Below are 22,454 nucleotides of genomic sequence, written 5' to 3'. Positions count from 1 at the left end.
GCATGCCGTCACCTTCAACCGATACGAGGCTGCTCTCTTGAGCCTCGTTTTCAGGCACTCTAGCCTTTTTCCCTTTAGTCCGCTTCCTTTTCGCGAACCTCTGTTCCGCACTCACGACCCCAGCCGATGAAGCCAGGATTGGCGAAGTCGCAATCATTTGCCTGGCGCCGCTTTCCGTAGCGGAACGGTTGCCCGTCAAGCGTCGTGACGCGTCCGCCGGCAGCGCGCAGCACGGCATCGCCGGCGGCCGTATCCCATTCCATGGTGCGCCCGAAACGGGGATAGACATCGGCGAGCCCCTCGGCGAGCAGGCAGAATTTGAGCGATGAGCCGATCGAGGTGCAGTCGCGGATGGCGTTGCGCTCCAGGAAGTCCGCGGTTTCGGCATCGCTGTGCGAACGGCTGGCAACCGCGGTCAGATTTTCCGGCCGTTCTCGGCACCGTATTTCCGTGGTCTCGGTGACGGCAAAGTCGGCCGTCACCTGAAACTTCGTCGCCCGTCCGCCTTCGGCGACATAGCCGACCAGCCGGGCGGGCGCAAAGACGACGCCGGCAACAGGCTCGCCGTCGCTGATCAAGGCGATGTTGACGGTGAAATCGCTTCGTCGGTTGATGAATTCCTTCGTGCCGTCGAGCGGGTCAACGAGGAAGAAGAGGTGGCCCTCGATTTCGGGCACGGCGCCTGCCGCGACGGCTTCCTCGGCCACCACCGGGATATCGGGGAAGGTTCGAGCCAGAATAGCTAGGATGATCTCTTCCGCACACCGGTCGGCTTCGGTGACCGGCGAACAATCGGCCTTTTCATCGACGGTGATATCACGCGCGTAGACGTCGAGAATGGCCTTGCCGGCCTCTATCGCTGCTGCCGTGAGCGTATCGATCATCATCACTCTCCGTGCTGCCGCAAGCGGCGTTGTCTTCACCGCGCCGGACTGGCGCCTATTGATTGTCGAGATAGGCCTCGATTTCGCCTGCAAGCGCCGTGACTTCGCGGCCCATGGTGTGCAGATGGATTTCCGGCGTCTCCGGGCGCTCGTAAGGCGAGCTGATGCCGGTGAAATTGCTGATCTCACCGGCGAGCGCCTTCTTGTAGAGGCCCTTGGGATCGCGGCGAGCGCATTCCTCGATCGGGGTGTCGACGAAGATCTCGATGAATTCGCCGGGGCCGAACAACTCGCGGGCCATGCGGCGCTCCGAGCGGAACGGCGAGATGAAGGACACGAGCACGATCAGGCCCGCCTCGGTCATGAGTTTCGCGACTTCGGCCACGCGACGGATGTTCTCGACGCGGTCTTCCTCAGTGAAGCCGAGATCGCGGTTGAGGCCATGGCGGACATTGTCGCCGTCAAGCAGGAACGTGTGCTTGCCTTGAGCGTGCAGCATTTTCTCGACGGTGTTGGCGATCGTCGATTTCCCCGAGCCGGAGAAGCCCGTGAACCACAGCACGCGCGGCGTCTGATGATTGAGCGCGGAACGGGCCTTCTTGTTGATGTCGAGGGCCTGCCAATGCACGTTGAGCGCGCGACGCAGCGGAAAGTCGATCATGCCGGCGCCGACGGTGGCGTTGGTGAAGCGGTCGATCAGCACGAAGTTTCCGGTGGTCCGGTTGTCCTTGTAGCTGTCGAAGACGATCGGTGCCTGGGTGGAGAGATTGCAAACGCCGATCTCGTTCATGCGCAACGACTTTGCCGCTTCCTCGGCAAAGGTGTTCACGTCGATCTGGTGTTTGAGGCTGGTGATTGTCGCGCTGACGCTGTCGACTTCCGTGCGCAGGATGTAGCTGCGTCCGGGAAGCATCGCATCCGGGTGAAGCCAGATCACATGCGCCATGAACTGATCGGCGACATGCGGGCGATCTTCCGGCGGCACGAGCATGTTGCCGCGCGAGATGTCGAGCTCGTCCTCCAGCACGAGCGTGACCGACTGACCCTCGACCGCACGCGCAAGCTTGCCGTCGTAAGTGACGATTTCCTTGATCCTGGAGAGTTGGCCGGATTTTGCCACCGCGACCGGATCGCCGACAGCGATGCTGCCCGATGCCACCTGGCCGGCAAAGCCGCGGAAGTCGAGATTTGGGCGAAGGACAAGCTGGACCGGGAAACGGAACTCCGCTTCGGCCGCCTCTTCCTCGATCGGCACCGTCTCGAGATGCTCCAGCAAAGTCGGGCCGCCAAACCAAGGCATGTTCGGCGAACGGCTCGTCATGTTGTCGCCAAAGCGCGCCGAAATCGGGATCGGCGTGATCGTCGCGAAACCGAGGTTCTCGGCAAACGTCTTGTAGTCGGCGACGATCGTGTCGAAGACCCTGCGGTCAAAACCAACAAGGTCGATCTTGTTGACGGCAAGAACGACATGGCGCACCCCGAGCAGGGACGCGATGAAGGAATGGCGCCGCGTCTGCCGAAGAATGCCCTTTCGGCTGTCGACGAGCACGACGGCAAGGGCCGCCGTCGACGCCGCCGTGACCATGTTGCGTGTGTATTCCTCGTGCCCCGGTGCGTCGGCCACGATGAACTTGCGGCGCGAGGTGGCAAAGAAGCGATAGGCAACGTCGATGGTGATGCCCTGTTCTCTTTCGGCCTCCAGGCCGTCGATCAGGAGTGCGAAATCGATGTCGCCGTGGTTTGCGCTGTTGCGTTTGGTCTCGCGCTTGAGTGCTGCGAGCTGGTCGTCGAAGAGCAGCTTGCTGTCATAAAGCAGGCGGCCGATCAGCGTCGACTTGCCGTCGTCGACCGAACCACAGGTCATGAAACGCAGAAGCGATTTCTTCTCCTGCTTGGCCAGATATTCGAGCACGCTGCCCGGTGTTGCGGGAATGCTGGCGGTCATCAGAAATACCCCTCCCGCTTTTTCTTCTCCATCGATGCGGTTTCGTCCGCGTCGATCAGGCGGCCGTGCCTCTCCGACGTGCGGGCGGTCAGCATTTCGCGAACGATGTCCTGGAGTGTCGTGGCGTTGGATTCGATCGCAGCGGTGAGCGGGTAGCAGCCGAGCGTGCGAAACCGCACCAGTCGCTGCTCGACCTTCTCGTCCGCATGGAGCGGCATGCGCTCGTCATCCACCATGATCAGCATGCCGTCCCGCTCGACGACCGGACGACGGGCGGCGAAGTAGAGCGGCACGATCGGGATGTTTTCCTTGAGGATGTATTGCCAGATGTCGAGTTCGGTCCAGTTGGACAGGGGAAAGACACGAATGGATTCCGATGGGCCGACACGTGTGTTGTAGCTCTTCCAGAGCTCGGGCCGTTGGTTCTTCGGATCCCAGGCGTGCTGAGCGTTGCGGAAGGAGAAGATGCGCTCCTTTGCCCGGCTCTTTTCCTCGTCCCGCCGTGCGCCCCCGAAGGCCGCATCGAAGCCGTATTTGTCGAGCGCCTGGCGCAGCGCGATCGTCTTCATCACATGCGTATGCACGTTGGAGCCGTGGGTGAAGGGGTTGATCTTCTGCTCAACGCCGTCGCGATTGATATGAACGAGGAGATCGATGCCGAGTTCGGCCGCAGTGCGGTCGCGAAACTCGATCATCTCGCGGAATTTCCAGGTGGTGTCGACATGCAGGAAGGGGAAGGGCGGCTTGCCGGGATAAAATGCTTTCATCGCGAGATGCAGCATGACGGAGGAGTCCTTGCCCACCGAATAGAGCATGACCGGCTTCGCGAAGGTCGCGGCGACCTCTCTGAAGATGTGGATCGCCTCGGCTTCCAGGCGCTGCAAATGAGTTAAGGACATCGGTGCGAATACTCCAAAACTTCAAAATAAAAATTCTAAAATCTCAAATTTATATCTTTTGTTTCAGTCGATGTGTCGTGTATTAAATAGACTCAAAACCGAACTGCGCTTGTTGTTTTAAGTGTTATTTCCAGTGGCTGTACTTGGCGCCTCTGAACCGCGAAAGACCCAATGTCGCGACGCCAGGTAGTTCCAGACAAAGACGATCGGGACGCTGACCACCTTGGCGACCGGTGCCGGGATCAGGAGGGCAAGGCCTGCGACGATCGCGGTCGATATCAAGAGGCCCGTCAGGGTGGCGGCGACGAACTTCACCGCCTGCACATGGCTGTGGGCGGCGCGGAAGGTCCAGGCGCGATTGAGCAAGTAGCTGACCGCGATGCCGCAGGAATAGGAGACGAGGTTGGACGGCGTTGGCGGCGCCCCTGCGAAATAGAACGTATTGAACAACGCCATGTCGAGCAGGGTCGTCACGGCGCCCACGGCCGCAAAGCGGGCAAGCGTTTCGCCGGCGCGCTGCCGGGAGCTAGCGTCTTTTGTTGTCGGCAGCGACATCGCCGCGCCTCCAATCCGGCATCGCCGGCGTCGGTCGCCGGTGTTCGTCGTTGTTGATTGAAGCTTCGATGATCGGGGCGGGACGGTGCTTCGATTGCATGAAGATGCGGCCGACATATTCTCCCATGATGCCGAGGAAGATCGCGTTCAAGGTAATGGAGAGCAAAAGCAGCATCGTGGTCGTGGCAAAGCCGGCGGGCCAATCCTGCCCGAACAGAAGCTTGCCGACGAGGTAGCCGAACAGAAGCAGCAGCGTGGCGGTGCCCATCACCAGGCTCGCCATCGAGGCGAGCCGAAGGGGTGTCAGCGAATGGTTGAGGATGCCATCGACCGCAAGCGACAGCATCGCCCTGAACGGAAACTTGCTTTCGCCGGCCACGCGCGCGTGACGGTCGTATTCGAAGCCGACCTGGGAAAACCCCATGGCGCTGATGAGGCCGCGTAGATAGGGAGACGTGTCGTCGACCTTGCGCAGCTCGTCGAGGATGCATCGGTCGACGAGCCTGAACTCGCCGGCGTTGAGCGGCAGATCGTCCTCGCTGAGCGCATTGATGCACCAGTAGAAGGCGCGGCGAATATGGGTTGTCAGCCAGCCGTCGGTGAGCGTCCGGCGAATGCCGTAGACCACCTGGTGTCCCTGTAGCCAGAGATCGATCATGCCGGGTATCAAGTGCGGCGGATCCTGCAGGTCACAGTCGATCTGCACCGAGCAATCACCGGTCGCCGCCTTGTAGGCCACCAGCAGCGAGCGCTGGTAGCCGATGTTGCGGCTGAAGCGGATGACCCGAACGCTTGGGTCTTCGCTTGCAATCTCCGACAGGATCTCAAAGGTTCTGTCGGTGGAGTGATTGTCCGTGAAGATGATCTCGCGGTCGTATTCGGGCAGGCTGCGGAACATGTCGACGATCGCCTCGTGGGCGCGCCGGACATTGGCCTCCTCGTTATAGGCCGGTACCAGGATCGAGATTTTCTGTCTCTTCTTCATCTCGTTGTCACCACCCTCAGACGGTCTTGCGCGAAGTGTGGCTGTCGCTCGAGGCCGGCGGCACGACGGCCCTGTGCCATGCGATGGTGCGGGCCAGCCCTTCCGCAAACGGTATGCGGGCGCTCCAGCCGAACAGATCCTTGGCGCGCCCCGGCGCTGCCCGGAAATCGCGGATGCCGCCTGTCGAGGTGGCCGAGCCGTATTCGATGAGGGCGGGGTCGGCGCCGGTTTGTTCGACGATCAGGCGTGCGACCTCGCGCATCGGCGGGGCGATGCCGGTTGCGACATTGACGAGCCGGGTGCTGACCGGCGCATCGGCAATCCGCAGCAGCGCTTCGACGACATCGTCGACATAGAGCAGGTCGCGCCGGTCGCTGGGATGGCGGACGAGGCAGCGCTGGCCGGCAAGGCAACGCTCGATGAAGGACGGGATCATGAATTCGGTCGATTGCTTCGGGCCAAAGACAAGCGCCAGCCGCGCGGTAATCACCGGGAAAGGCAGGCGTGCCTGCAACCCGCCGATGAAATGGGTCGCGGCCGTCAGTTCGGCCCCATAGGCGTTTACCGGTATTTCGCGGCTGTCTTCCTCGTAGGGGGCGGGTGTCGCACCATATTCGGCAAGCGATCCGGTTCGGATGATCTTTCGCGGTGGATGGCGCAGCGCGCTTGCCGCGCCGAGCAGGCCGAGCAATGCATTGAGGTGTTCGCGGATGCCGGCCTTGGCGTCGTTGAGTTCGGCCTCTTCGCGCCGGCGCGTGCGGGCGGCGAGATGGAAGACGATCTCCGGCTCGACGTCCTGCAGGCAACGGCGCATGGCATCGTCGGACTGAAGGTCGAAATTGTGCCGGATGAACGCACCGTCGACGGCCTCGAGCCGGCTGTCTTCCGAGCCGGGCCGCACCACCACATGCACTTCATGGCGCGCGTCGAGGCAGGTTCGCGTCAGATGCGAACCAATGAAGCCAGCGGCACCGGTTATCAATATTCTCGACATGCGCCTCTTCTCATCTACGCGTGACCGCCGAGGACCGAAGATCCGTCTGACGCGCCTCCCCTTGGTCGGAGAGGCGCGTTTCGTGTTCGCTCAGAAGAACGAGGCCGGCTGATGATCCCGGCGCTTCGTGGCGCCGGAGCTCGCATACCGCTGGGCGAAATCACGGAAGGACTGGTGGATATGGTCCAGGTGCGCCTGCGTCAGGCCGTGGTGGCAGGCAAGCAGGATGCCGCCGCGCATCACGTCGTCGGCGACCGGATAGCCGCGCGGTTCGACCTTGCTGTGAACGCCACTCATCGCCGGCTGGCGCAGGATGTTTCCGGTAAACACCGGACGGGTCTGGATGTCGCGTTGTTCCAGGAAGATCTGCATCTCCCGGCGGGTGAACGGTGCATCGGCGCGCACAGTCATCGGGTAGGCGAGCCATCCGGTTCGCGAAAGCGGCAGTTGCTCCGGCAGCACGAACCAGTCCTCGTAGGTCTCGAAGAAGGCGCGCTGCTTGGCGAAGTTGCGCTCGCGCGCGTCGATGTTCTGCTGCAGCCGGTCGAGCTGGACGAGCCCGAATGCTGCGCCCATTTCGGACGGTTCGATGTTGAATCCCAGCACCTCGAACACGAACTTGGCGTCGTAGTCGAAGCCGTCGAGATCGATGTTGAACCGGTTCTCGATGGTCTCGGATTCGACAAAGAGCGAGGATGTGCGGCCCCAGGAGCGATAGAGCATTGCCTTGCGCGCCAGTTCGTCGTCGTTGACGCAGACCATGCCGCCGTTGCCCGCCGCGGTGATGACGTGTGAGCCGTAGAAGCTGGTCGTGCTGATATCGGACCGCGCGCCGGTGCTGGTGTCCCTGATCGTCGCGCCCAGCGTGTCGGCGCTGTCTTCGATCACCAGCAGTTTGTGTGCGTCGGCGATGGCGCGAATGCGATCCCAGTCAGGCAAATTCCCGATCAGGGATGGGATCATCACCGCTTTCGTCTTCCTGGTGATCATCCGCTCGATCGCGTCGACATCGATATTGTAGGTGCCTTCGACGACATCGACGAATGCCGGGACAAGGCCGGCGCGCACGATCGGGGCGACCGTCGTCGCAAAGGTCAATGCGGGCGTGATGACCTCGGATCCCTTCGGAAGATCGGCGATTTCGATGGCGAGATGGTTCGCGGACGAACCGGAGTTCACCATGATGCCATGCCGTTTCGCAAAGAGCGTCGCGACACGTTCCTGCATCGTCCTGACGGCCGCGCCCATCTGTGTCGATGAGCGCAGGACTGCCACAACGGCATCGATCTCTTCCTGACCGTAAACGGACTGTCCGTAATTAACTCGCATCTTTCCAATCTCCGATGTCGCGCAATGGCAATGGTCTTGCTTCGTGTTCGACTTCCTGTTTCCAGGCGGCGGCGTATTGCTCGATCTGATGCTCCGAGAACGACCGGATGGTTCTCGGATCCTCCCGGTACCTGCGGTACCAGGCGACAGTCATGGCCACGGTGTCACGCAGGCGCAGCACCGGCTTCCAGCCGAGTTCCGTACGAGCCTTGGTGCTGTCGAGGCGCAGGATGGTCGATTCCACCGGCGCGTTTACCTGCGGCTCGACGATGTATTTCGGTGGCGCGTCGCCCCATTGGCCGACGACCATGTCGGCAAGCGTTCCGACATTGACGGTCGCTTCCTGGTCGGGCCCGAAATTCCAGCCGCCGGCAAAGCGCGTTCTGCCGTGAAGCAGGTGCGCCGCCAGCATCATGTAACCGCGAAGCGGCTCGAAGACGTGCTGCCATGGCCGGATGCTCGCCGGATTGCGCAGCCGCGCAGGACTGCCGACTTCCACCGACCGGACCAGATCGGGCACGAGCCTGTCGGCGCCCCAGTCGCCGCCGCCGATGACGTTGCCGGCGCGCACGCTGACAAGTTGCGGCCCGTTGGGGTCATTGAAGAACGAGGATCGATAGGCGGCTGCGACGAGTTCGGCGCAGCCTTTCGACGAACTGTAGGGATCGCGCCCGCCCATCGGGTCGTTCTCCCGATAACCCCAGACCCATTCGCGGTTCTCGTAGCACTTGTCGCTGGTGACGACGATCACGCCCTTCAGGGACTTCATGCGCCTTGCCGCATCGAGCACGATGGCGGTGCCGACGACGTTGGTCGCATAGGTGTCGACCGGGCTCTCGAAGGAGGCCCGCACCACAGCCTGCGCGGCCATGTGAATGACGAGATCGAAATCCTGTCCGTCGATAGCCCGCGCCACGTCGGCGGCAGAGCGGATGTCGCCCTCATGGCCGTCGATGACGTCGCCGAGGCCGGTCGCCAGGTAGAAGGACGGCGTCGACGGTGGCAGCGACAGGCCGACCACCGATGCACCCAGTCGCCTCAGCCAGAGCGAGAGCCAGCCTCCCTTGAAACCGGTGTGTCCCGTGACCAGGATCTTTCGACCACGGAATGCCTCGGCAAGGTCGGCCTCGCTGGTGATCAATGCCATGTCCTACATCCGTACGTGATGGGTGGACGGTGCGGCTGTCGCGGCGGCCAGGTGATCGCGTTCGAAGTGCAGCCACGGCGGATCTTCGCTTTCGCACAGGCCGTTCAGATAATCGCGATCGCGCACCGTATCCATCGGATGCCAGAAGCCGTGATGCTTGTAGGCAAACAGTTGACCGTCCCTGGCGAGATTGGTCAGCGGCGACATTTCCAGCGGTTCGGAAAGGCTCGGGATGTAGTCGAGCACGCCGGGTTCAAAGACGAAGAAGCCGCCGTTGATCCAGGTTTCCTTCTTCTGCACCTTCTCGGTGAACTCGACGACCTGGTCGCCTTCGATCTCGAGGTTGCCGAAGCGGGCCGGAGGCTGAACGGCGGTAACCGTCGCAAGGCGCCCGTGCGAGCGGTGAAACGCCAGCAGCGCCTCGATGTCGATGTTTCCGACGCCGTCCGAATAGGTCACCATGAAGGGCTCGTTGTCGAGCCATTCGCGCAGGCGCAGGAGTCGACCGCCGGTCATCGTCGACAGGCCGGTGTCCACGACAGAGACATTCCAGTCGAGCGGATGATTGGGGTGCAGCACCATCGAGCCGCTTCCGAGCGCGACGGTAAAGTCCGCGGTCGACAGATGGAAGTTATGGAAGAAGCTCTTGATCGACATGCATTTATAGCCGCCGGCCACGACGAAGTCGCGGTGCCCCCAGTGGCTGTAAATATCCATGACGTGAAGAATGATGGGTTTGCCACCAATCTCAACCATCGGCTTAGGAATACGCGTGGTTTCCTCGGCCAGGCGCGAGCCAAGCCCTCCCGCAAAGAGAACGACTTTCATAGCGGTCTCCAAGAAGATATGTTTGGGATAGTGTTGACGTCTCAGGTTTTATTCATGAGCAATCGCGATCCAATGCGCGATTTGAGCGTTTTCAATAACTGATAAAAATGCACGTCAATAAAGGCAGGCGGTTACCTGCGTGCTACGGAATATGTCTGGATAAATCCCAGGGTTTCCGTTATGTTAAGTAACTAATATACAAGAAATACCTTATATTCCGCTGGGCCGCAAGCCTTTTTACGTGTCAGGTTTATCCCTGCACGCTTGTCGGGGTTGTCCCGCTAGGCCGTGCGCCACTGCGCATTACGATCCTGTGTGACCCATTTGAAGCCGTGTGCGACCGCATCGTTCCCGTCGCCAGCCTGTATTTATACTTCGTCTATTTTTTTCGGAGTTTTTACATGACCTATCCAGCAAGTGTTTCTTCGGAAAGACCGGGCTCCGTTGAAGGAAAGTCAGTCGGGATTTTCTATCAAGTTGCCGCAGCCCTGTTCTTCCTGTTCGTTTTTTATTTCCTGTTTCTTCGGATCATGAATTTCGAGATGCGCCGAGACGAGCAGCTGTACGTCCCGCCGGCCAGGCTCTTGAACGACCATGCGCTCTACGCCGATTTCTTCTACAATCATCCGCCCGCCTCCGCCTGGTACTTCTACGCCATTAGCAAGTTGACGGGGTCGAGCGACCTGCTTCTAAGCGGTCGCCTCGGTGTCTTCCTGGCCTGGATCCTTATGGCCGTCGCCGTCGGCGGCGTGGTGTATGTGTTGACGCGCTCGGCCTGGGCAACGGCCTGCGTCGGCATCCTGTCGCTAGTGAACGAGTTGTTCCTGACACAGACGGGTGTTGGCGCCACCAACAATTTCCTGCCGTGGCCGTTCGCCTTTCTCGGCCTCAGTCTCTTTCTTCTCGCCCTGCGTAACGAACAGCGCCGTTCGTTGATGGTGGCGTTCGCCGGATTTCTGCTGGCCTTGGCCGTGTGCTTCAAGCTGAGCGCCATCGCCTTCATCCCGGCCGTCGCCCTGGCCGCATTCCTTCTGCCGCGCTCGCTGGCGATGAAGGATCGCATCGTAAAGGTCGCGGCGCCGCTGCTCATCGGTGGACTTGTCGGCGGGGCGCCAATCCTTTTCTACCTCGTCAGGGATCCCCAACTCTTTCTGGCGCACGTGGTGCGCTACCATACCGGTCCGCATCCGCAATACTGGCGGCTGATGAGCGGCGACGGGGAGGGCGGGGCGATGTCGCTCGCCCAGAAACTGGTCATGGCGCAGGACATATGGCTTGCGCCGGCCGTGGCCGTTGCGCTTGCCGCACTCATCGCCATCGCGTTCTTCGCCTTTGCCCGGCGCACGGACAATGCAGCAGCCGAACCAAGGCTGCGCATGGGGGAGGTGCTGGTCCTTGCCGGCGTGCTCTTCTGCAGCTTTGTGCTGAGCTTCGTTCCGACGCCCGGGTTCCCGCAATATTTTGCGCCGCCGCTCGTCTGCCTTCCTTTGGCGTTTGGGCTTTTGCTCGAGGCACTTGGGCCGCGCGCGCTGCCCATGGTGCGGCCGATCCTGCTGTCGGCCGTGCTTGTCGTCCTTGCGGTCAACGCGCCGCGCCTTGGCCAATACCTCGGCAAGGCGACCCATCCGCAGCAGTGGACGACAATGCGCGTGCATGAGGGAGGTGTGACGATTGCTGAGAGGATGCAGGCTGCCGGCGTCACCGGCAAGGTTGCGACGCTCGCGCCCATCTATCCGCTGGAAGGCGGCCTCGATGTCTATGCCGAGCTGGCGACAGGGCCGTTTGCCTACCGCACCGCCGACATGACGAGCCCCGATCTGGCGAAGTACTACAAGATGACATCGCCATCGACGATCGAAGCGCTGTTCGAGAAAGACCCGCCGGCGGCGTTTCTGCTTGGCTTTGAAGACGAGCTGGAAAAGCCGATGCGTGCCTTTGCGGAAAGCCACGGCTACGTGCAGTCCGCCTCACTTGGCTTCAAGGACAGATATGGGATCCCGACCCTCTATCTGAAGCCAGCGACGCCGCCCGGATCGTGATCGGGCGATGCGGCGTCGCCGTCCTAGGCGGCGCCGCGTCAGGTCGATACGCGTGCTGCCGGGTAAAGCGCCTGGGCCTCGTCGGGCGCCGCGATGACATCGTCCCATTGCTGAAGGACCGACTGGATGGCGTAGCGCGCGGCAACCGCGCGCGCGCCCATGGCGCCGATCTGCTGCCGGAGCGTTGCGTCGGCCGCCAGGCGGGCTATGGCCTCTGCCAGCCGGTGCGTGTCCTCCTTGGGGACGAGCATGCCTACTGCCGGCGTGTCGATGATTTCCGACGGTCCCCAGGGGCAATCGAAGGCGATGCTGGCAAGGCCGGCGGACATCGCCTCAAGCAGCACGTTCGGGAACCCTTCGAAGCGCGAACTGAGGACGAAGATATCACCGGCGTTGATCCATTCGACCGGGGATTTCGTCGTGCCGGGCAGCCGAACGCGGTTCGAAAGGCCGAGACGTCGGACCTGTTCGTCGAGCGCCGGCCGTTCCGGGCCCTCGCCGAAGATGGTCAGCGTCATGTTCGGCGCGCGTCCGGCGACAACGGCAAAGGCGTCTATCAGCAGGTCGAAGCCCTTCTGCCTGTCCAGCCGGCCGACGGCCAGCACCCGGGTGCCGGTGCCTGATTGTCTGTCACGCACATGCTGAAGCGTGATCGGGTTGGGGATGATCACGGCCTTGGCTTTGAGGACCGGCGGCAGCGAATTGGCCGCTTCCGTCGTCTGCATCACCAGCCGCTCCGCCAGGCGGGCCGCCAACGGCCGCGCCAATCGCCAAAGCCCGTTCATGTCTTGCGTGTTGAAGTTGTTTCGTTCGGAAAGGACGAGCCGCAGGCCGAGGCCGCGGCTGGCAAGCACGACCATGATGTTGACCTTCGTCAAAAAGGAGATGACGAGGTCGGGCGACAGGGCGCGCAGGCGCGCGCGCAATCGGGCGATACGCTCGGCCGTCCTGAACACAGGCACCGACGAGCCGCCGCCGAGCGCTTCGATGCGGACGGAGCGGTCGTAGGCGAAGTAGGTCTCAGGGGTTTCCGCATTGAGCGCGAGCACGTGCACGTCGTCACCGCGGGCCGAGCGATGGCGCGCGAGGATGTTGACGACCTTTTCTGCGCCGCCGGCACCAAGCCCCGAAAGCACGAACACAATTCGCAATGGCGGCTCCTGTCTCGATTGGGGCAAGCGGACAATCCCGCCTGCGCCCGACCCGACCACGGCCTAGACGGCGCTCATCCAGCCGTGGGTCAAGGCGAAATGGACAATCTGCGCCCGCGTGTGGAGCTGCAGCTTCTCCGTCGCACGGGCCTTGTAGGTTTCGATCGATTTGACGCTCACATTGGCGCGCGCGCCGATTTCCTTATTGGAGTACCCAAGGGCGACGAGGCGCAGAACGTCCTGCTCGCGACGGGTCAGCCCCGGCACACCGGCCGTCTTCAACGCACGCGATCCGGGACTTGGCGCCGCGCGGGTCAATTCCTGGGCGGTCGGCGGGTCGAGATAGAGCCCGCCATGCGTGACGGAGCGAACGGCAAGCAGCAGGTGCTCGGGCGCGGAGCATTTCTGGATGAAGCCCTTGACGCCGATCTGAAGCGCCTGCTGTGCGTAGGAACGTTCCGGGTAAATGGTCATCACCACCACATAGGCCGAAAGCTGCTGCTTGAGGATTTGTTCGGCGAGCGTAAGGCCGCTCATGTCGGGAAGGGCGATATCGATGACCGAAACGTCCGGCCCGGTTTCCTTGATCAGCGCCAGCGCGTCCGCACCTGTTCCCGCCGAGCCGACGCAGACGATATCGCTGGTCGTATCGATCGTCGCGCGGGCGCCGACGATGACGAGCGGATGGTCGTCGATGATGACTGTGCGTATCGGCGTCGTCATGATGCCCGCCTGACTGTCGGCGCCAAGTCCGCCGGCATTCGCGTAGGTCGAGCCCCCTTGTCGTTGTCGTTCATGTGTCGGTCCCCCTCTCCGAATTCTCTTTCCGCAGCTTGAGCCGTGCGGTGGCTTGCTAGAAGTTCCTCAGGAAATTGGAGTAACGCCGTTCGATGTTGTGCAGCGTGTATTCGCTTTCGATGCGATCGCGGGCGAGATGCGCGTAGCGGGCATATTCCTCCGGCGAGAGGTCGAGCACCTTGCGCATGGCGTCGGCAAAGGCCTCGGGATTGCGCGCGGGCACGACGATCCCGGCATTGCCGGCAACCTCCGCCGCGTCTCCGACGTCCGTTGCCACCACCATTTTCGCGTAGCTCATCGCCTCGGCAACAACATTCGGAAAGCCCTCGGTTCTGGAGGACAAAGCGAGAATGTCGATGCTGCGGTAGAAATCCTCCATGTCCGCGACCTCGCCTCTGAGGTCGATGGCCTCGCTTGGCAATCCGGCATCGGCAATCAGCCGCACGACTTCGGGATTGTCCCAGGCAAGCCCACGGCCGGCGGCGAGAAAGCGCGTGTCGGGATGGGTGCGCAACACCGAAGCGGCGGCGCGAAAGAAGGTGGCGTGGTCCTTTTGCGGGTGAAAGCGCGCGACGATCCCGATCCGCCGGGGCGGTGCCTCATGGCCGGCCGCCACCGCGGGGATTTCGAAGCCGTTCGGGATGACGACCGAATTCAGGTTACGGTAGCCGTAGGCGCGGTGCATTTCGCGGGCGCGCGACGAATTGTAGATAATGCCGGAGGCCGAACCGGAGAGCACCCGGGCAGCGGCGATCGCCACGTGCGAGCTTCGCGACAGCGAGGCGACGTCATCCAGCGACTGGCGAACATTCCAGATGACCGGGGTGGCGCGGCGCGCAAGTTTGGCAGCGACCGTGCCGACCACCATGGCGTGGTACATCCAGCAGAGCATGACGCTCGGCTTTTCCTGGCGGATGATGTTGGCGAGCCGCATCGTGCCCTGCAGAATGGCCGGGAGCGAATGCGCGCCAAGCGCCACGTACTCGACGCGCGGATTGTCCGCGAGGTCACGGTTTCGCGCCGAGACATCGAGTAGCGACACGACCATGACGCGTTCGTCAGATGACGCCTTGAGCAGGCGCGCGAGCATCGTCTCAGCTCCGGCGCTTGCGCTGAAATTGGTGATCAAATGCAAAATCATACCGTGGATCCGAAGTTGCGCCGCCGTTAGGGCATTCCTCCGCATTCCCTGAGCCTGACGACAGGGCACACTGGCGTGTATCCCGGCGCTGGTCACAAGCATTAAATTCCTGGGCGCGCGATGCACGCCAGGACATCAACTTCCTATTGCCTCGATTTTGGAGGGCACATCGGATGCGATCATTTCTGAAATAGGTTCGTACTCTAAATTGGCCTTCCAGGGCGCACCCTAGAAAAGCAGTGGTTTCAAGATACAACGGCAGACACTGTCATGCAATTATTCTCTTGCAGTATAGCCCGGCTCTGAAATAGCATCCCGTCATATCATACTTGAAATACATTTATATCGCCCGGATGGGTTATTTCTTCCCTTGGTTGTGATCCGAGTTGTATATTGCGCTCTGACACATTGTGCATTTGAGAACCAAAATGCGTTTTGCTCTGGTTGGTGCCGTCGAAGGATCCCGGATCGCGCTCGATGCCCTGTTGGCGAAGGGGATGCTGCCCTCCCTGGTGGTTACGCTGCCGCCGGAGGCTGCGGATCGCCATTCCGATTTCGCGGACTTGACGGTGCCGGCGCGCGCGGCGGGCAGCGCGGTCTGCCATACGACCAATGTGAACGGCGAAGACACGCTTGCAGCCATTCGCGCCTGCGACCCGGACCTCGTCCTGGTCCTCGGCTGGTCGCAGATCTGCCGCCACGCCTTCCGCGCCATCCCACGGCTCGGCGTGATCGGTTTTCACCCGTCGGCGCTGCCACGCCTGCGGGGCAGGGGCGTTATCCCCTGGACCATCCTGCTTGACGAAAAGACGACGGGCTCGTCGCTGTTCTGGATCGACGAGGGCACGGATTCCGGCCCCATCATCCTGCAGCGTCTGTTTTCGGTCGCGCCGGAGGAGACGGCGCGCAGTCTTTACGGCAAGCATGTGCGCAATCTCGCGGAGATGGTGCCGGAGGCTGTTGAATTGGCGGCGGCGGGCAGGGCGCCGCGGGTCGAGCAGGACCACAGCCTGGCGAACTATTGCGCAAAACGTCTCGCCGAGGATGGCCTGATCGACTGGCAGCGGCCTGCGGCTGAGGTGCTGCGCCTGATCAGGGCGGTAGGCGATCCGTATCCTGGCGCCTTTTCGCGTCAGGACGGAAAGGTCGTCCATTTCGACGCGGCGCGGGCCTTCGCGGACTCCTTTCGCTACATCGGCCTTGCCGCGCAAGTTCAGACCCATACGGCAGATGGTTTCACCGTCATGTGCGGCGACCGGCAGTGCATCGAGGTAACCGCGTGGCGCACCGCCGACGGCCGGCGCCCCCCGGTGCACAGCAAGTTGGGAGCGTGATCGCGCGGGCATTGGCATCGGGTTCAGTCAGGCGGGCCGCGGCGATTGCCTTGGCCAATCGTCCTAACAGTCAAGGAGAAGGCGTGTATGGCGTACCGGTCGTTCAAGATCCTTGTCTCTTCCGCGGGAAGGCGTGTTGGCCTGATCGAGTGCTTTCGTCGGGCAGCACGCGCGCTGGACATCGATATCCAGATTCTGGCCTGCGACCTTGATCCCGATCTGAGCGCCGCCTGCGCCGTCGCTGACCGGGCCTTCGCGGTCCCTGCCTATAATCACCCGGGGTTCACCGGCCGCCTGGCGGAGATCGCGCGGGCGCATGACGTGCGCCTGCTCGTGCCTACGATCGATCCCGAACTGGTGCCGCTTGCGGCAGCGGCGGGCGATTTCGCCGGCTTCGATTGCCGCGTGCATGTGAGCACTCCCCCTGTCATCGACGTCGTGCGCGACAAGCTCGAAACCATGCGCGTGCTCGACGCGGCCGGAGTGCCGGTCCCGCGAACCGGTATGCTGGAGGAGGTTCGCGGCGAGCTTTCCCGTTGGAACTGGCCGCTGTTCCTCAAGCCCAATGCCGGGAGCGCAAGCCGCTCGATCAGCATGGTGCGCTCAATGGCCGATCTGCCGGAAAGGACCGCAGAGCCGATGATCCTGCAGCAATATCTCGACGGCCCGGAGCATACGGTCAATGCGTTCGTCGATGACGGCGGCACCTTGCAGTCGGTCATTTCGCACCGGCGCTTGCGCATAAGGGCAGGCGAAGTCGAAAAGGGAGTCACCGAGCGTAATCCGGTGCATCGGGCGATGGCCGAGGGCATCTTGCGGGCGTTACCGGACTTGCGCGGCGCGTTCTGTTTTCAGGTCATGGACGATCGGCTCACCGGCCCGCGGGTGATCGAAATCAATGCCCGTTTCGGCGGTGGCTATCCGCTCGTGGACCACGCCGGCGCGACCTTTGCCCAATGGCTGCTGGAGGAAGTAGCGGGCTTGCCGAGAACGGTTCACGACGATTGGCGCGAAGGCGTGCTGATGCTGCGATACGATGCAGCGGTCTTCAGGGGATAGGCAGATGGGCGAGCAGGTGCTTGTCTTCGATCTTGACGATACGCTCTATCTGGAGCGGGATTTCGCCCTAAGCGGCTTCAGGGCGGTCGATGCCTGGCTGGCGCACCATCTGGGCGTAGAAGGCTTCGCCGGGCATTGCGAGGCCGCTGCCGCGCGTGGACATAGCGGGCGCGTTTTCGACACGGCCCTGGCGGCGATGGGTATTGTTGCCGACGAGGCGCTGGTAAGCCAGTTGGTTGGCGTCTATCGCGGACACCAGCCCGAAATCACTTTGGCCAGCGATGCGCGCCGCTATCTGGAACGTGCGCGCGTCGGCCGAAGGGCGATCATCACCGACGGGCCTGCGGCCACGCAACAGGCCAAGGTCAAGGCGCTGGGGCTCGAAGCCCTGGTCGACCGGGTGATCTTCACCGACCTTTGGGGGAGAGAATTCTGGAAGCCGCACGCACGGGCGTATGAGGCGATCGAGGCCTGGACCAACGTCAAGCCGGACACTCTCGTCTACATCGCCGACAATCCGCTCAAGGATTTCGTCACGCCGCGCCGACGCGGATGGCAAACTGTGATGGTGGCGCGCGAAGCGCGGGTCCACCGCACGGCGGCACCGGACGAGGCGCACCAGGCCGACAGGCGGATCAGCGATCTCGATGAACTGGACGACGCCTTGCGATCACTCGCCTCGGGCGAAGCGGTCTCGCGCTGAGCTTTCGCGGACTGGACCGCTAACACGGGCAGGGACGGGTGGCGGCCGCGGAGCGCGTATTCAAACCCGCGGCCGCCGGTATTTTATGCGAAGGTGAAGTCCGCGGCGCTGAAGTTGGCCGCAGACAGAGTACCGTTCGGATCGTCGACAACGATCTGGAAGGCGTGACCAGCCGAATCCTGTGCCTTGAGGATCACGTCGCCACTCGGGTCGTCATAGGCAAACACGGTGCCGGGACCGCCGGTGTTGGCGTAGCGGGTGATGCCGAGCTTTTCGAGAACGATGCGATCGAGACCATCCTGGTAGTCCATGATGGTATCTTGGCCGACGAGCGCGCCGGCGCCCTTGAGCACGAAGCGGTCGGCGTCGGCGCCGCCCCAGAGGAAGTCTGAGCCGCTCTCGCCGATAAGCGTGTCCTTGCCGGCATCGCCACGGATCGTGTCGTTGCCGTTGCCGCCATAGAACAGGTCATCGCCATCGCCGCCGTTCAGCGTGTCGTTGCCGTCTTCACCGCTGATGCTGTCGTTGCCGCCATCACCATAGACGAGGTCGTCGCCTGCGCCGACGCTGATCCTGTCGACGCCGGCACCGCCATGGGCCTCGTCACGACCGCTCTCGGAATCGAGAATGTCGTTGCCGTCGCCGCCGTCGAGATAGTTGTCGCCGTCGCCGCCGTCGACCCGGTCATCGCCGATGCCGCCATAGACGTGGTCATTGCCGGACTGGCCCTTGAGCGCGTCGTTGCCGCCTTCGCCATAGATGTAGTCGTCGCCGGCGCCGCCGCCGACGGCCTGCGTCGTCAATTTGCCGGTCGCCGGGTTGATGCGGTTGACGAAGCCGTCATTGCCGTCGCCGGCATAGATGATGTCGTTGCCGGCGCCACCGTCGATGTATTCTTCGCCGGCGCCGCCGTAGAAGGTATCGTTGCCGGCGCCGCCGAGCATGGTGTCGTGGCCATCGCCGCCGTCGAGGATGTCGTCGCCGTCCTCACCGTCGAAGATGTCGTTGCCCAGGCCACCGACGAAGTGGTCGTTGCCAAGGCCGCCATCAAAGGAGTCGTTGCCGACGCCGCCTTCAGCATAATCGTCGCCTGGACCGGCCTTGAAGAAGTCGTTGCCGTCGCCACCGTACATGCGGTCGTTGCCGTCGCCACCGTCGAGATAGTCGTCTCCGGCATAGCCCCAAAGGCTGTCGTCGCCGCCATATCCATAAATTGTGTCAGCTACGTTCGTGCCATAAAGCGTGTCAGCTACGGGTCTTCCCTTAACGATCATGTTTCCATCCTTTATTAGTGGGGCAGAATACGCGCCGTTGCTTTTACCGACCGCCGCGCAAAGACAGCAAGCGACCGGAGCGTGTGAAAACTGTGATCTGTCGCGTTGAATGGTGGGGGCTTAAAATAGCATCTATAAGCAACCGCTACAACAGATGTATAGTATCTACTCAACCCCCGGCACGTTGACATCGGGGAACACTTCCATCGATACGGCCCCACTCAAATTCCTGGAAACGGTGTCGTTGCAGCATGGTAGACAACAGAATCACAAGCGGCAGTTTACGCTCTGCGTTCCGGCGCAGCGTTATCGATCTCGGCTTGTTCTCGACGGTCGTCAACGTGCTGGCGCTGACGTCGCCTCTGTTTCTGATCCAGGTTTATGATCGGGTTTTGCCGTCTTCGAGCATCGAAACGCTCGTCTATCTGACGATTATTGCGTTTCTCGCCTTCGCATTCCTCGGCCTGCTCGATGTGATTCGGGCGATCTACGCCGTGCGCATGGCGGCCAAGCTCGATAGCGAGCTCGGGGCGGCGGCCTTTGCAAACGTGGTCGCGGCAACGGGCCGGGAGCCGGGCGACATCCAGCCCTTGCGCGATCTTGCGACCGTCAGAGGCTTCATCGCTTCACGCGGCACGCCGGTCCTCTTCGATTTGCCGTTCTCGCCGGTGTTCGCGGCACTGCTTTATCTCCTGCATCCAATGCTCTTCCTGATGACGACGATCGGCGCGATCGTGATCCTGCTCCTGGTTTTCCTCAATCAGTACATGAACAAGAAGGCGTCGCAGTTCGCGCAGGAGCGGATTACCAGCGCCAATCTGACGGCGCAGATGTTCAGCCGCAGTGCCGAGACGGTGCGCGCGATGGGCATGACGAACAATGTCAGCGAGGTCTGGGGCCGCCAGTTTGCCGCCGCGACTGCGGCCGCCGACGGAAATCTCGTCGTCAACGCCATCTTCGGAGGCATATCGCGATCGATCAGAATGATCCTGCAGATGGCGATCCTCGCCGTCGGCGCGACCCTTGTCCTGAAGGGGCAGATGACCGCCGGCATGATCTTTGCTTCCTCGATCCTGTCGGGCCGCGCGCTGCAGCCGCTCGATCAGCTGGTCGGAATCTGGAAGCAGGCGATGGAAGCGCGCAGCGCCTGGACGCGGTTCGAAAAGGTGATCGAGGCCGGCAATGCCGATGGACGCAAGCTTCTGCTGCCAAACCCCGCAGGCGATATCGCCGTGCGCGATCTGCTCTATGTTTCGCCGGACGCGGGAGCCGACCCCGAGCCGATCCTCAAACGGCTGAATTTCACGATCGCTGCCGGCGAAAGCGTTGCTGTTGTCGGCCCGAGCCGGGCGGGCAAGTCGACGCTTGCGCGGCTTTTGACCGGCGCCGTTGCCCCGACCGCGGGTTCGATCACCATCGACGGTGCGGACCTGAGAACCTGGGACTCAACGCAGCTTGGCAGCCTCATCGGCTATCTTGCACAGGACGTGCAGCTTCTGCCCGGCACGATCGCTGCCAATATCTCGCGCTTCGAGCCGGATGCGGCCGACGAGGCGGTGGTTGCGGCCGCGCGCGCGGCTCATGCCAATGATCTCATCCTGGCGCAAACGAAGGGCTATCAGACGCCGATCGGGCCCGGCTCCAACAATCTCTCCGGCGGCGAACGGCAGCGCATCGGGCTTGCGCGCGCCTTCTACGGCTCTCCGCGTCTTCTCGTTCTCGACGAGCCGAACGCCAACCTCGACAGTGAGGGGGAAGCGGCACTCGGACGGGCGCTCAGAGACGCGAAGGAGCGCGGCGTCACGGTCGTCATCGTCACGCACCGCATTTCGATCGCAACGACATGTGACCGGGTCCTGGTGATGAAGAATGGCAGGATCGATGACTTCGGCCCAACGGACGAGGTGGCGCGGCGCGCGCAGTCTGAGCGGGCGGATCGGGCAGCGAAGGCAGCCGCTGCCAAGCGGCCGTCGAACCTCCCGCCGGCAAACATCTCCGCCTTCCTGCCTGGCAGAACCGGGGACCGGCCATGACGGCGGCGGGTGCCCGGCGCTCCTGGCGGGAGACGATCGTGACCGATACCGGGTTTGTCGCCCGGCTCGGCTATGGGACGCTTGCCCTTATCCTTGTCGGCTTCGGCTATTGGGCGGCGACGGCGCCGCTCTCCGGCGCTGCCGTCGCTTCCGGTACGATCACGGCCACGGGCCGCAATGTCCTCGTGCAGCATCTGGAAGGCGGGATCGTCAGCGAGATCGCGGTTCGTGAAGGGGATGCCGTCGCAAGGGGGCAGACGCTCGTGGTCCTCGACGACACCGTGGCCCGCACCCAGCTCAACCGCCTTGCCAAGCAATGGGTGGCACTGAAGGCGCGGGAGGCGCGGCTTGCCGCCGAGCGGGACGGGAAGCGGGATCTGACGATCGCGATCGGCAATGCGCCGGCCACGATGTCGGCCGCAAGCCGCGACCTGACGGAAGAGCAGGTCAAGGAGTTTCAGACCCGGCTTGCCCGCTTCACCTCCGAAACCGTCATTCTGCAGCAGCGCGTCGAAAGCCTGAACGATGGGCTTGATGGTCTGGCCGCGCAGAAGGCGGCGGTCGAGAAACAGACGCAGATCGTGCGCAGCGAAGCCGAGCGCAAGTTCAATCTCCTGGAAAAGGGGCTGACGAACCGCACGGAGTACACGCAGCTTCTCCGCGTCGAAGCGGACCTGCTCGGCCAGGTCGGCATGCTGCAGGCGGAAGCCTCGTCGAGCCGCACGCAGGTTGCGGAAGCGCGTGAGCAGATCGAACGGCTGAAGACCCAGCGCGTCGAGCAGGCGGTGACCGCGATGAACGAGGTGAAGACCGGGCTCGCTGACGTCGAAGAACAGGTCGAGGCCGCACGCCGGGTGCTCGAACGCACCGTCGTCAAGGCGCCGGTGGATGGCGTTGTCGTCGCCTCGGTCTACAACGCCGTCGGCAGTGTCGTCGGTCCCGGCGAAAAGATTATGGAGATCCTGCCGACAGGGGACCTGGTCGTCGATGCGCGTATTCATCCGCAGGACATCGACGTCGTCCATGTCGGCCAGCCGGCGAGGGTCCGCCTCTCGGCGCTCAATACCAGTCTGACGCCGGAGGTTTCAGCGACGGTTGCCCATGTCTCGGCCGACCGCCTGACCGATCCGGCGACCCGCGAGCCCTATTACCGGGCTGTGCTGCGCCTGGATACGCCGCTGCCGGCCGGCGTTCGCATGGAGCAACTGCATCCGGGGATGCCGATCGACGCCTTCATCGAACTCGGCGACCGCACCTTCCTTGAGTATTTGATCCGGCCGATTTCCGACTCCTATCGCCGTGCCTTTGCCGGGGAATGAGCCCACAAGGTCTTTCCCGCGCAAGATTGTGCTGAAC

The 22,454-nt window shown here is 62.6% G+C and carries 19 protein-coding genes; 6 read left to right on the top strand and 13 right to left on the bottom strand.

The features are described from left to right. Nucleotides 1-74 precede the first annotated feature (74 nt). The 9 genes from cysQ to rfbF all read right to left on the bottom strand — a co-directional run bounded on the left by cysQ (nucleotide 75) and on the right by rfbF (nucleotide 9,566). Nucleotides 75-884, bottom strand: coding sequence for a 3'(2'),5'-bisphosphate nucleotidase CysQ (gene cysQ, locus M2267_RS29315; RefSeq protein WP_429119398.1), 810 nt, complete (start codon nucleotides 882-884; stop codon nucleotides 75-77). A gap of 55 nt (nucleotides 885-939) precedes the next feature. Beyond that, nucleotides 940-2,829, bottom strand: a complete 1,890-nt coding sequence (cysN, locus tag M2267_RS29310; RefSeq protein WP_429119397.1) for a sulfate adenylyltransferase subunit CysN — start codon at nucleotides 2,827-2,829, stop codon at nucleotides 940-942. After that, the gene (gene cysD, locus M2267_RS29305) at nucleotides 2,829-3,728 is read right to left on the bottom strand and encodes a sulfate adenylyltransferase subunit CysD (protein WP_060520991.1); all 900 of its coding nucleotides are present in this window, start codon (nucleotides 3,726-3,728) and stop codon (nucleotides 2,829-2,831) included. Before cysD ends, cysN begins: the two co-directional genes overlap by 1 nt. Nucleotides 3,729-3,845: 117 nt before the next feature. Beyond that, nucleotides 3,846-4,283: a GtrA family protein gene (locus M2267_RS29300; protein WP_429119396.1), complete on the bottom strand. Its 438-nt coding sequence runs from the start codon at nucleotides 4,281-4,283 to the stop codon at nucleotides 3,846-3,848. Further along, on the bottom strand, nucleotides 4,255-5,268 hold the full coding sequence (locus M2267_RS29295; protein ID WP_402326476.1) for a glycosyltransferase family 2 protein: 1,014 nt from the start codon (nucleotides 5,266-5,268) through the stop codon (nucleotides 4,255-4,257). The genes M2267_RS29300 and M2267_RS29295 overlap by 29 nt, the downstream gene beginning before the upstream one ends. Before the next feature lie 16 nt (nucleotides 5,269-5,284). Next, the gene (locus tag M2267_RS29290) at nucleotides 5,285-6,262 is read right to left on the bottom strand and encodes an NAD-dependent epimerase/dehydratase family protein (RefSeq protein WP_429119395.1); all 978 of its coding nucleotides are present in this window, start codon (nucleotides 6,260-6,262) and stop codon (nucleotides 5,285-5,287) included. Between the two features lie 90 nt (nucleotides 6,263-6,352). Next, entirely contained in the window at nucleotides 6,353-7,591 is a 1,239-nt protein-coding gene (locus M2267_RS29285; RefSeq protein ID WP_402326478.1) for a DegT/DnrJ/EryC1/StrS family aminotransferase, read from the bottom strand. Then, a complete protein-coding gene (gene rfbG / locus M2267_RS29280; protein WP_429119394.1) occupies nucleotides 7,581-8,738 on the bottom strand; it encodes a CDP-glucose 4,6-dehydratase in 1,158 nt (385 codons plus the stop codon). The genes M2267_RS29285 and rfbG overlap by 11 nt, the downstream gene beginning before the upstream one ends. 3 nt (nucleotides 8,739-8,741) lie before the next feature. Continuing rightward, nucleotides 8,742-9,566, bottom strand: a complete 825-nt coding sequence (rfbF, locus tag M2267_RS29275) for a glucose-1-phosphate cytidylyltransferase (RefSeq protein ID WP_052201503.1) — start codon at nucleotides 9,564-9,566, stop codon at nucleotides 8,742-8,744. Nucleotides 9,567-9,967: 401 nt separating this feature from the next. On the opposite strand from rfbF, the gene M2267_RS29270 reads away from it, so the two are divergent. Continuing rightward, complete coding sequence (locus M2267_RS29270) at nucleotides 9,968-11,605, top strand: DUF7549 family protein (RefSeq protein WP_429119393.1); 1,638 nt, start codon at nucleotides 9,968-9,970, stop codon at nucleotides 11,603-11,605. A 38-nt stretch (nucleotides 11,606-11,643) separates the two neighbouring features. On the opposite strand, the gene M2267_RS29265 is transcribed toward M2267_RS29270, so the two are convergent. The 3 genes from M2267_RS29265 to M2267_RS29255 form a co-directional block, all read right to left on the bottom strand. Then, the gene (locus M2267_RS29265; protein WP_429119419.1) at nucleotides 11,644-12,747 is read right to left on the bottom strand and encodes a glycosyltransferase family 4 protein; all 1,104 of its coding nucleotides are present in this window, start codon (nucleotides 12,745-12,747) and stop codon (nucleotides 11,644-11,646) included. A 72-nt stretch (nucleotides 12,748-12,819) separates the two neighbouring features. After that, complete coding sequence (locus M2267_RS29260; RefSeq protein ID WP_429119392.1) at nucleotides 12,820-13,479, bottom strand: response regulator; 660 nt, start codon at nucleotides 13,477-13,479, stop codon at nucleotides 12,820-12,822. 130 nt (nucleotides 13,480-13,609) lie between these two features. Then, nucleotides 13,610-14,695: a glycosyltransferase gene (locus M2267_RS29255; RefSeq protein WP_043610801.1), complete on the bottom strand. Its 1,086-nt coding sequence runs from the start codon at nucleotides 14,693-14,695 to the stop codon at nucleotides 13,610-13,612. Between the two features lie 428 nt (nucleotides 14,696-15,123). Here M2267_RS29255 and M2267_RS29250 point away from each other — a divergent pair, with 428 nt between their 5' ends. The 3 genes from M2267_RS29250 to M2267_RS29240 are packed head-to-tail and all read left to right on the top strand — an operon-like array spanning nucleotide 15,124 to nucleotide 17,791. Then, on the top strand, nucleotides 15,124-16,029 hold the full coding sequence (locus M2267_RS29250; protein ID WP_429119391.1) for a methionyl-tRNA formyltransferase: 906 nt from the start codon (nucleotides 15,124-15,126) through the stop codon (nucleotides 16,027-16,029). Nucleotides 16,030-16,074: 45 nt separating this feature from the next. Beyond that, nucleotides 16,075-17,088, top strand: coding sequence for an ATP-grasp domain-containing protein (locus M2267_RS29245; RefSeq protein ID WP_429119390.1), 1,014 nt, complete (start codon nucleotides 16,075-16,077; stop codon nucleotides 17,086-17,088). 4 nt (nucleotides 17,089-17,092) lie between these two features. Further along, complete coding sequence (locus M2267_RS29240; protein WP_429119389.1) at nucleotides 17,093-17,791, top strand: HAD family hydrolase; 699 nt, start codon at nucleotides 17,093-17,095, stop codon at nucleotides 17,789-17,791. A gap of 83 nt (nucleotides 17,792-17,874) precedes the next feature. Here M2267_RS29240 and M2267_RS29235 read toward each other — a convergent pair whose 3' ends face one another. Continuing rightward, entirely contained in the window at nucleotides 17,875-19,065 is a 1,191-nt protein-coding gene (locus M2267_RS29235; RefSeq protein ID WP_429119388.1) for a calcium-binding protein, read from the bottom strand. Between the two features lie 251 nt (nucleotides 19,066-19,316). On the opposite strand from M2267_RS29235, the gene M2267_RS29230 reads away from it, so the two are divergent. Next, nucleotides 19,317-21,098, top strand: coding sequence for a type I secretion system permease/ATPase (locus tag M2267_RS29230; RefSeq protein WP_429119387.1), 1,782 nt, complete (start codon nucleotides 19,317-19,319; stop codon nucleotides 21,096-21,098). Then, nucleotides 21,095-22,417, top strand: coding sequence for an HlyD family type I secretion periplasmic adaptor subunit (locus M2267_RS29225; RefSeq protein ID WP_429119386.1), 1,323 nt, complete (start codon nucleotides 21,095-21,097; stop codon nucleotides 22,415-22,417). Before M2267_RS29230 ends, M2267_RS29225 begins: the two co-directional genes overlap by 4 nt. The last annotated feature ends 37 nt before the right edge of the window (nucleotides 22,418-22,454 follow it).

Origin of the sequence: Ensifer sp. KUDG1, assembly GCF_050434285.1 — a bacterium.
Lineage (GTDB): Bacteria > Pseudomonadota > Alphaproteobacteria > Rhizobiales > Rhizobiaceae > Ensifer.
This window is presented reverse-complemented; position numbering and strand designations above follow the sequence as displayed.

Coding starts and splice junctions, on each gene's coding strand:
- cysN (WP_429119397.1), bottom strand. CDS start 2,829: ATGACCGCCAGCATTCCCGCAACACCGGGCAGCGTGCTCGAATATCTG.
- M2267_RS29230 (WP_429119387.1), top strand. CDS start 19,317: ATGGTAGACAACAGAATCACAAGCGGCAGTTTACGCTCTGCGTTCCGG.
- rfbF (WP_052201503.1), bottom strand. CDS start 9,566: ATGAAAGTCGTTCTCTTTGCGGGAGGGCTTGGCTCGCGCCTGGCCGAG.
- M2267_RS29240 (WP_429119389.1), top strand. CDS start 17,093: ATGGGCGAGCAGGTGCTTGTCTTCGATCTTGACGATACGCTCTATCTG.
- M2267_RS29250 (WP_429119391.1), top strand. CDS start 15,124: ATGCGTTTTGCTCTGGTTGGTGCCGTCGAAGGATCCCGGATCGCGCTC.
- cysD (WP_060520991.1), bottom strand. CDS start 3,728: ATGTCCTTAACTCATTTGCAGCGCCTGGAAGCCGAGGCGATCCACATC.
- M2267_RS29285 (WP_402326478.1), bottom strand. CDS start 7,591: ATGCGAGTTAATTACGGACAGTCCGTTTACGGTCAGGAAGAGATCGAT.
- M2267_RS29255 (WP_043610801.1), bottom strand. CDS start 14,695: ATGATTTTGCATTTGATCACCAATTTCAGCGCAAGCGCCGGAGCTGAG.
- M2267_RS29270 (WP_429119393.1), top strand. CDS start 9,968: ATGACCTATCCAGCAAGTGTTTCTTCGGAAAGACCGGGCTCCGTTGAA.
- M2267_RS29225 (WP_429119386.1), top strand. CDS start 21,095: ATGACGGCGGCGGGTGCCCGGCGCTCCTGGCGGGAGACGATCGTGACC.
- M2267_RS29235 (WP_429119388.1), bottom strand. CDS start 19,065: ATGATCGTTAAGGGAAGACCCGTAGCTGACACGCTTTATGGCACGAAC.
- cysQ (WP_429119398.1), bottom strand. CDS start 884: ATGATCGATACGCTCACGGCAGCAGCGATAGAGGCCGGCAAGGCCATT.
- M2267_RS29290 (WP_429119395.1), bottom strand. CDS start 6,262: ATGTCGAGAATATTGATAACCGGTGCCGCTGGCTTCATTGGTTCGCAT.
- M2267_RS29295 (WP_402326476.1), bottom strand. CDS start 5,268: ATGAAGAAGAGACAGAAAATCTCGATCCTGGTACCGGCCTATAACGAG.
- rfbG (WP_429119394.1), bottom strand. CDS start 8,738: ATGGCATTGATCACCAGCGAGGCCGACCTTGCCGAGGCATTCCGTGGT.
- M2267_RS29260 (WP_429119392.1), bottom strand. CDS start 13,479: ATGACGACGCCGATACGCACAGTCATCATCGACGACCATCCGCTCGTC.
- M2267_RS29300 (WP_429119396.1), bottom strand. CDS start 4,283: ATGTCGCTGCCGACAACAAAAGACGCTAGCTCCCGGCAGCGCGCCGGC.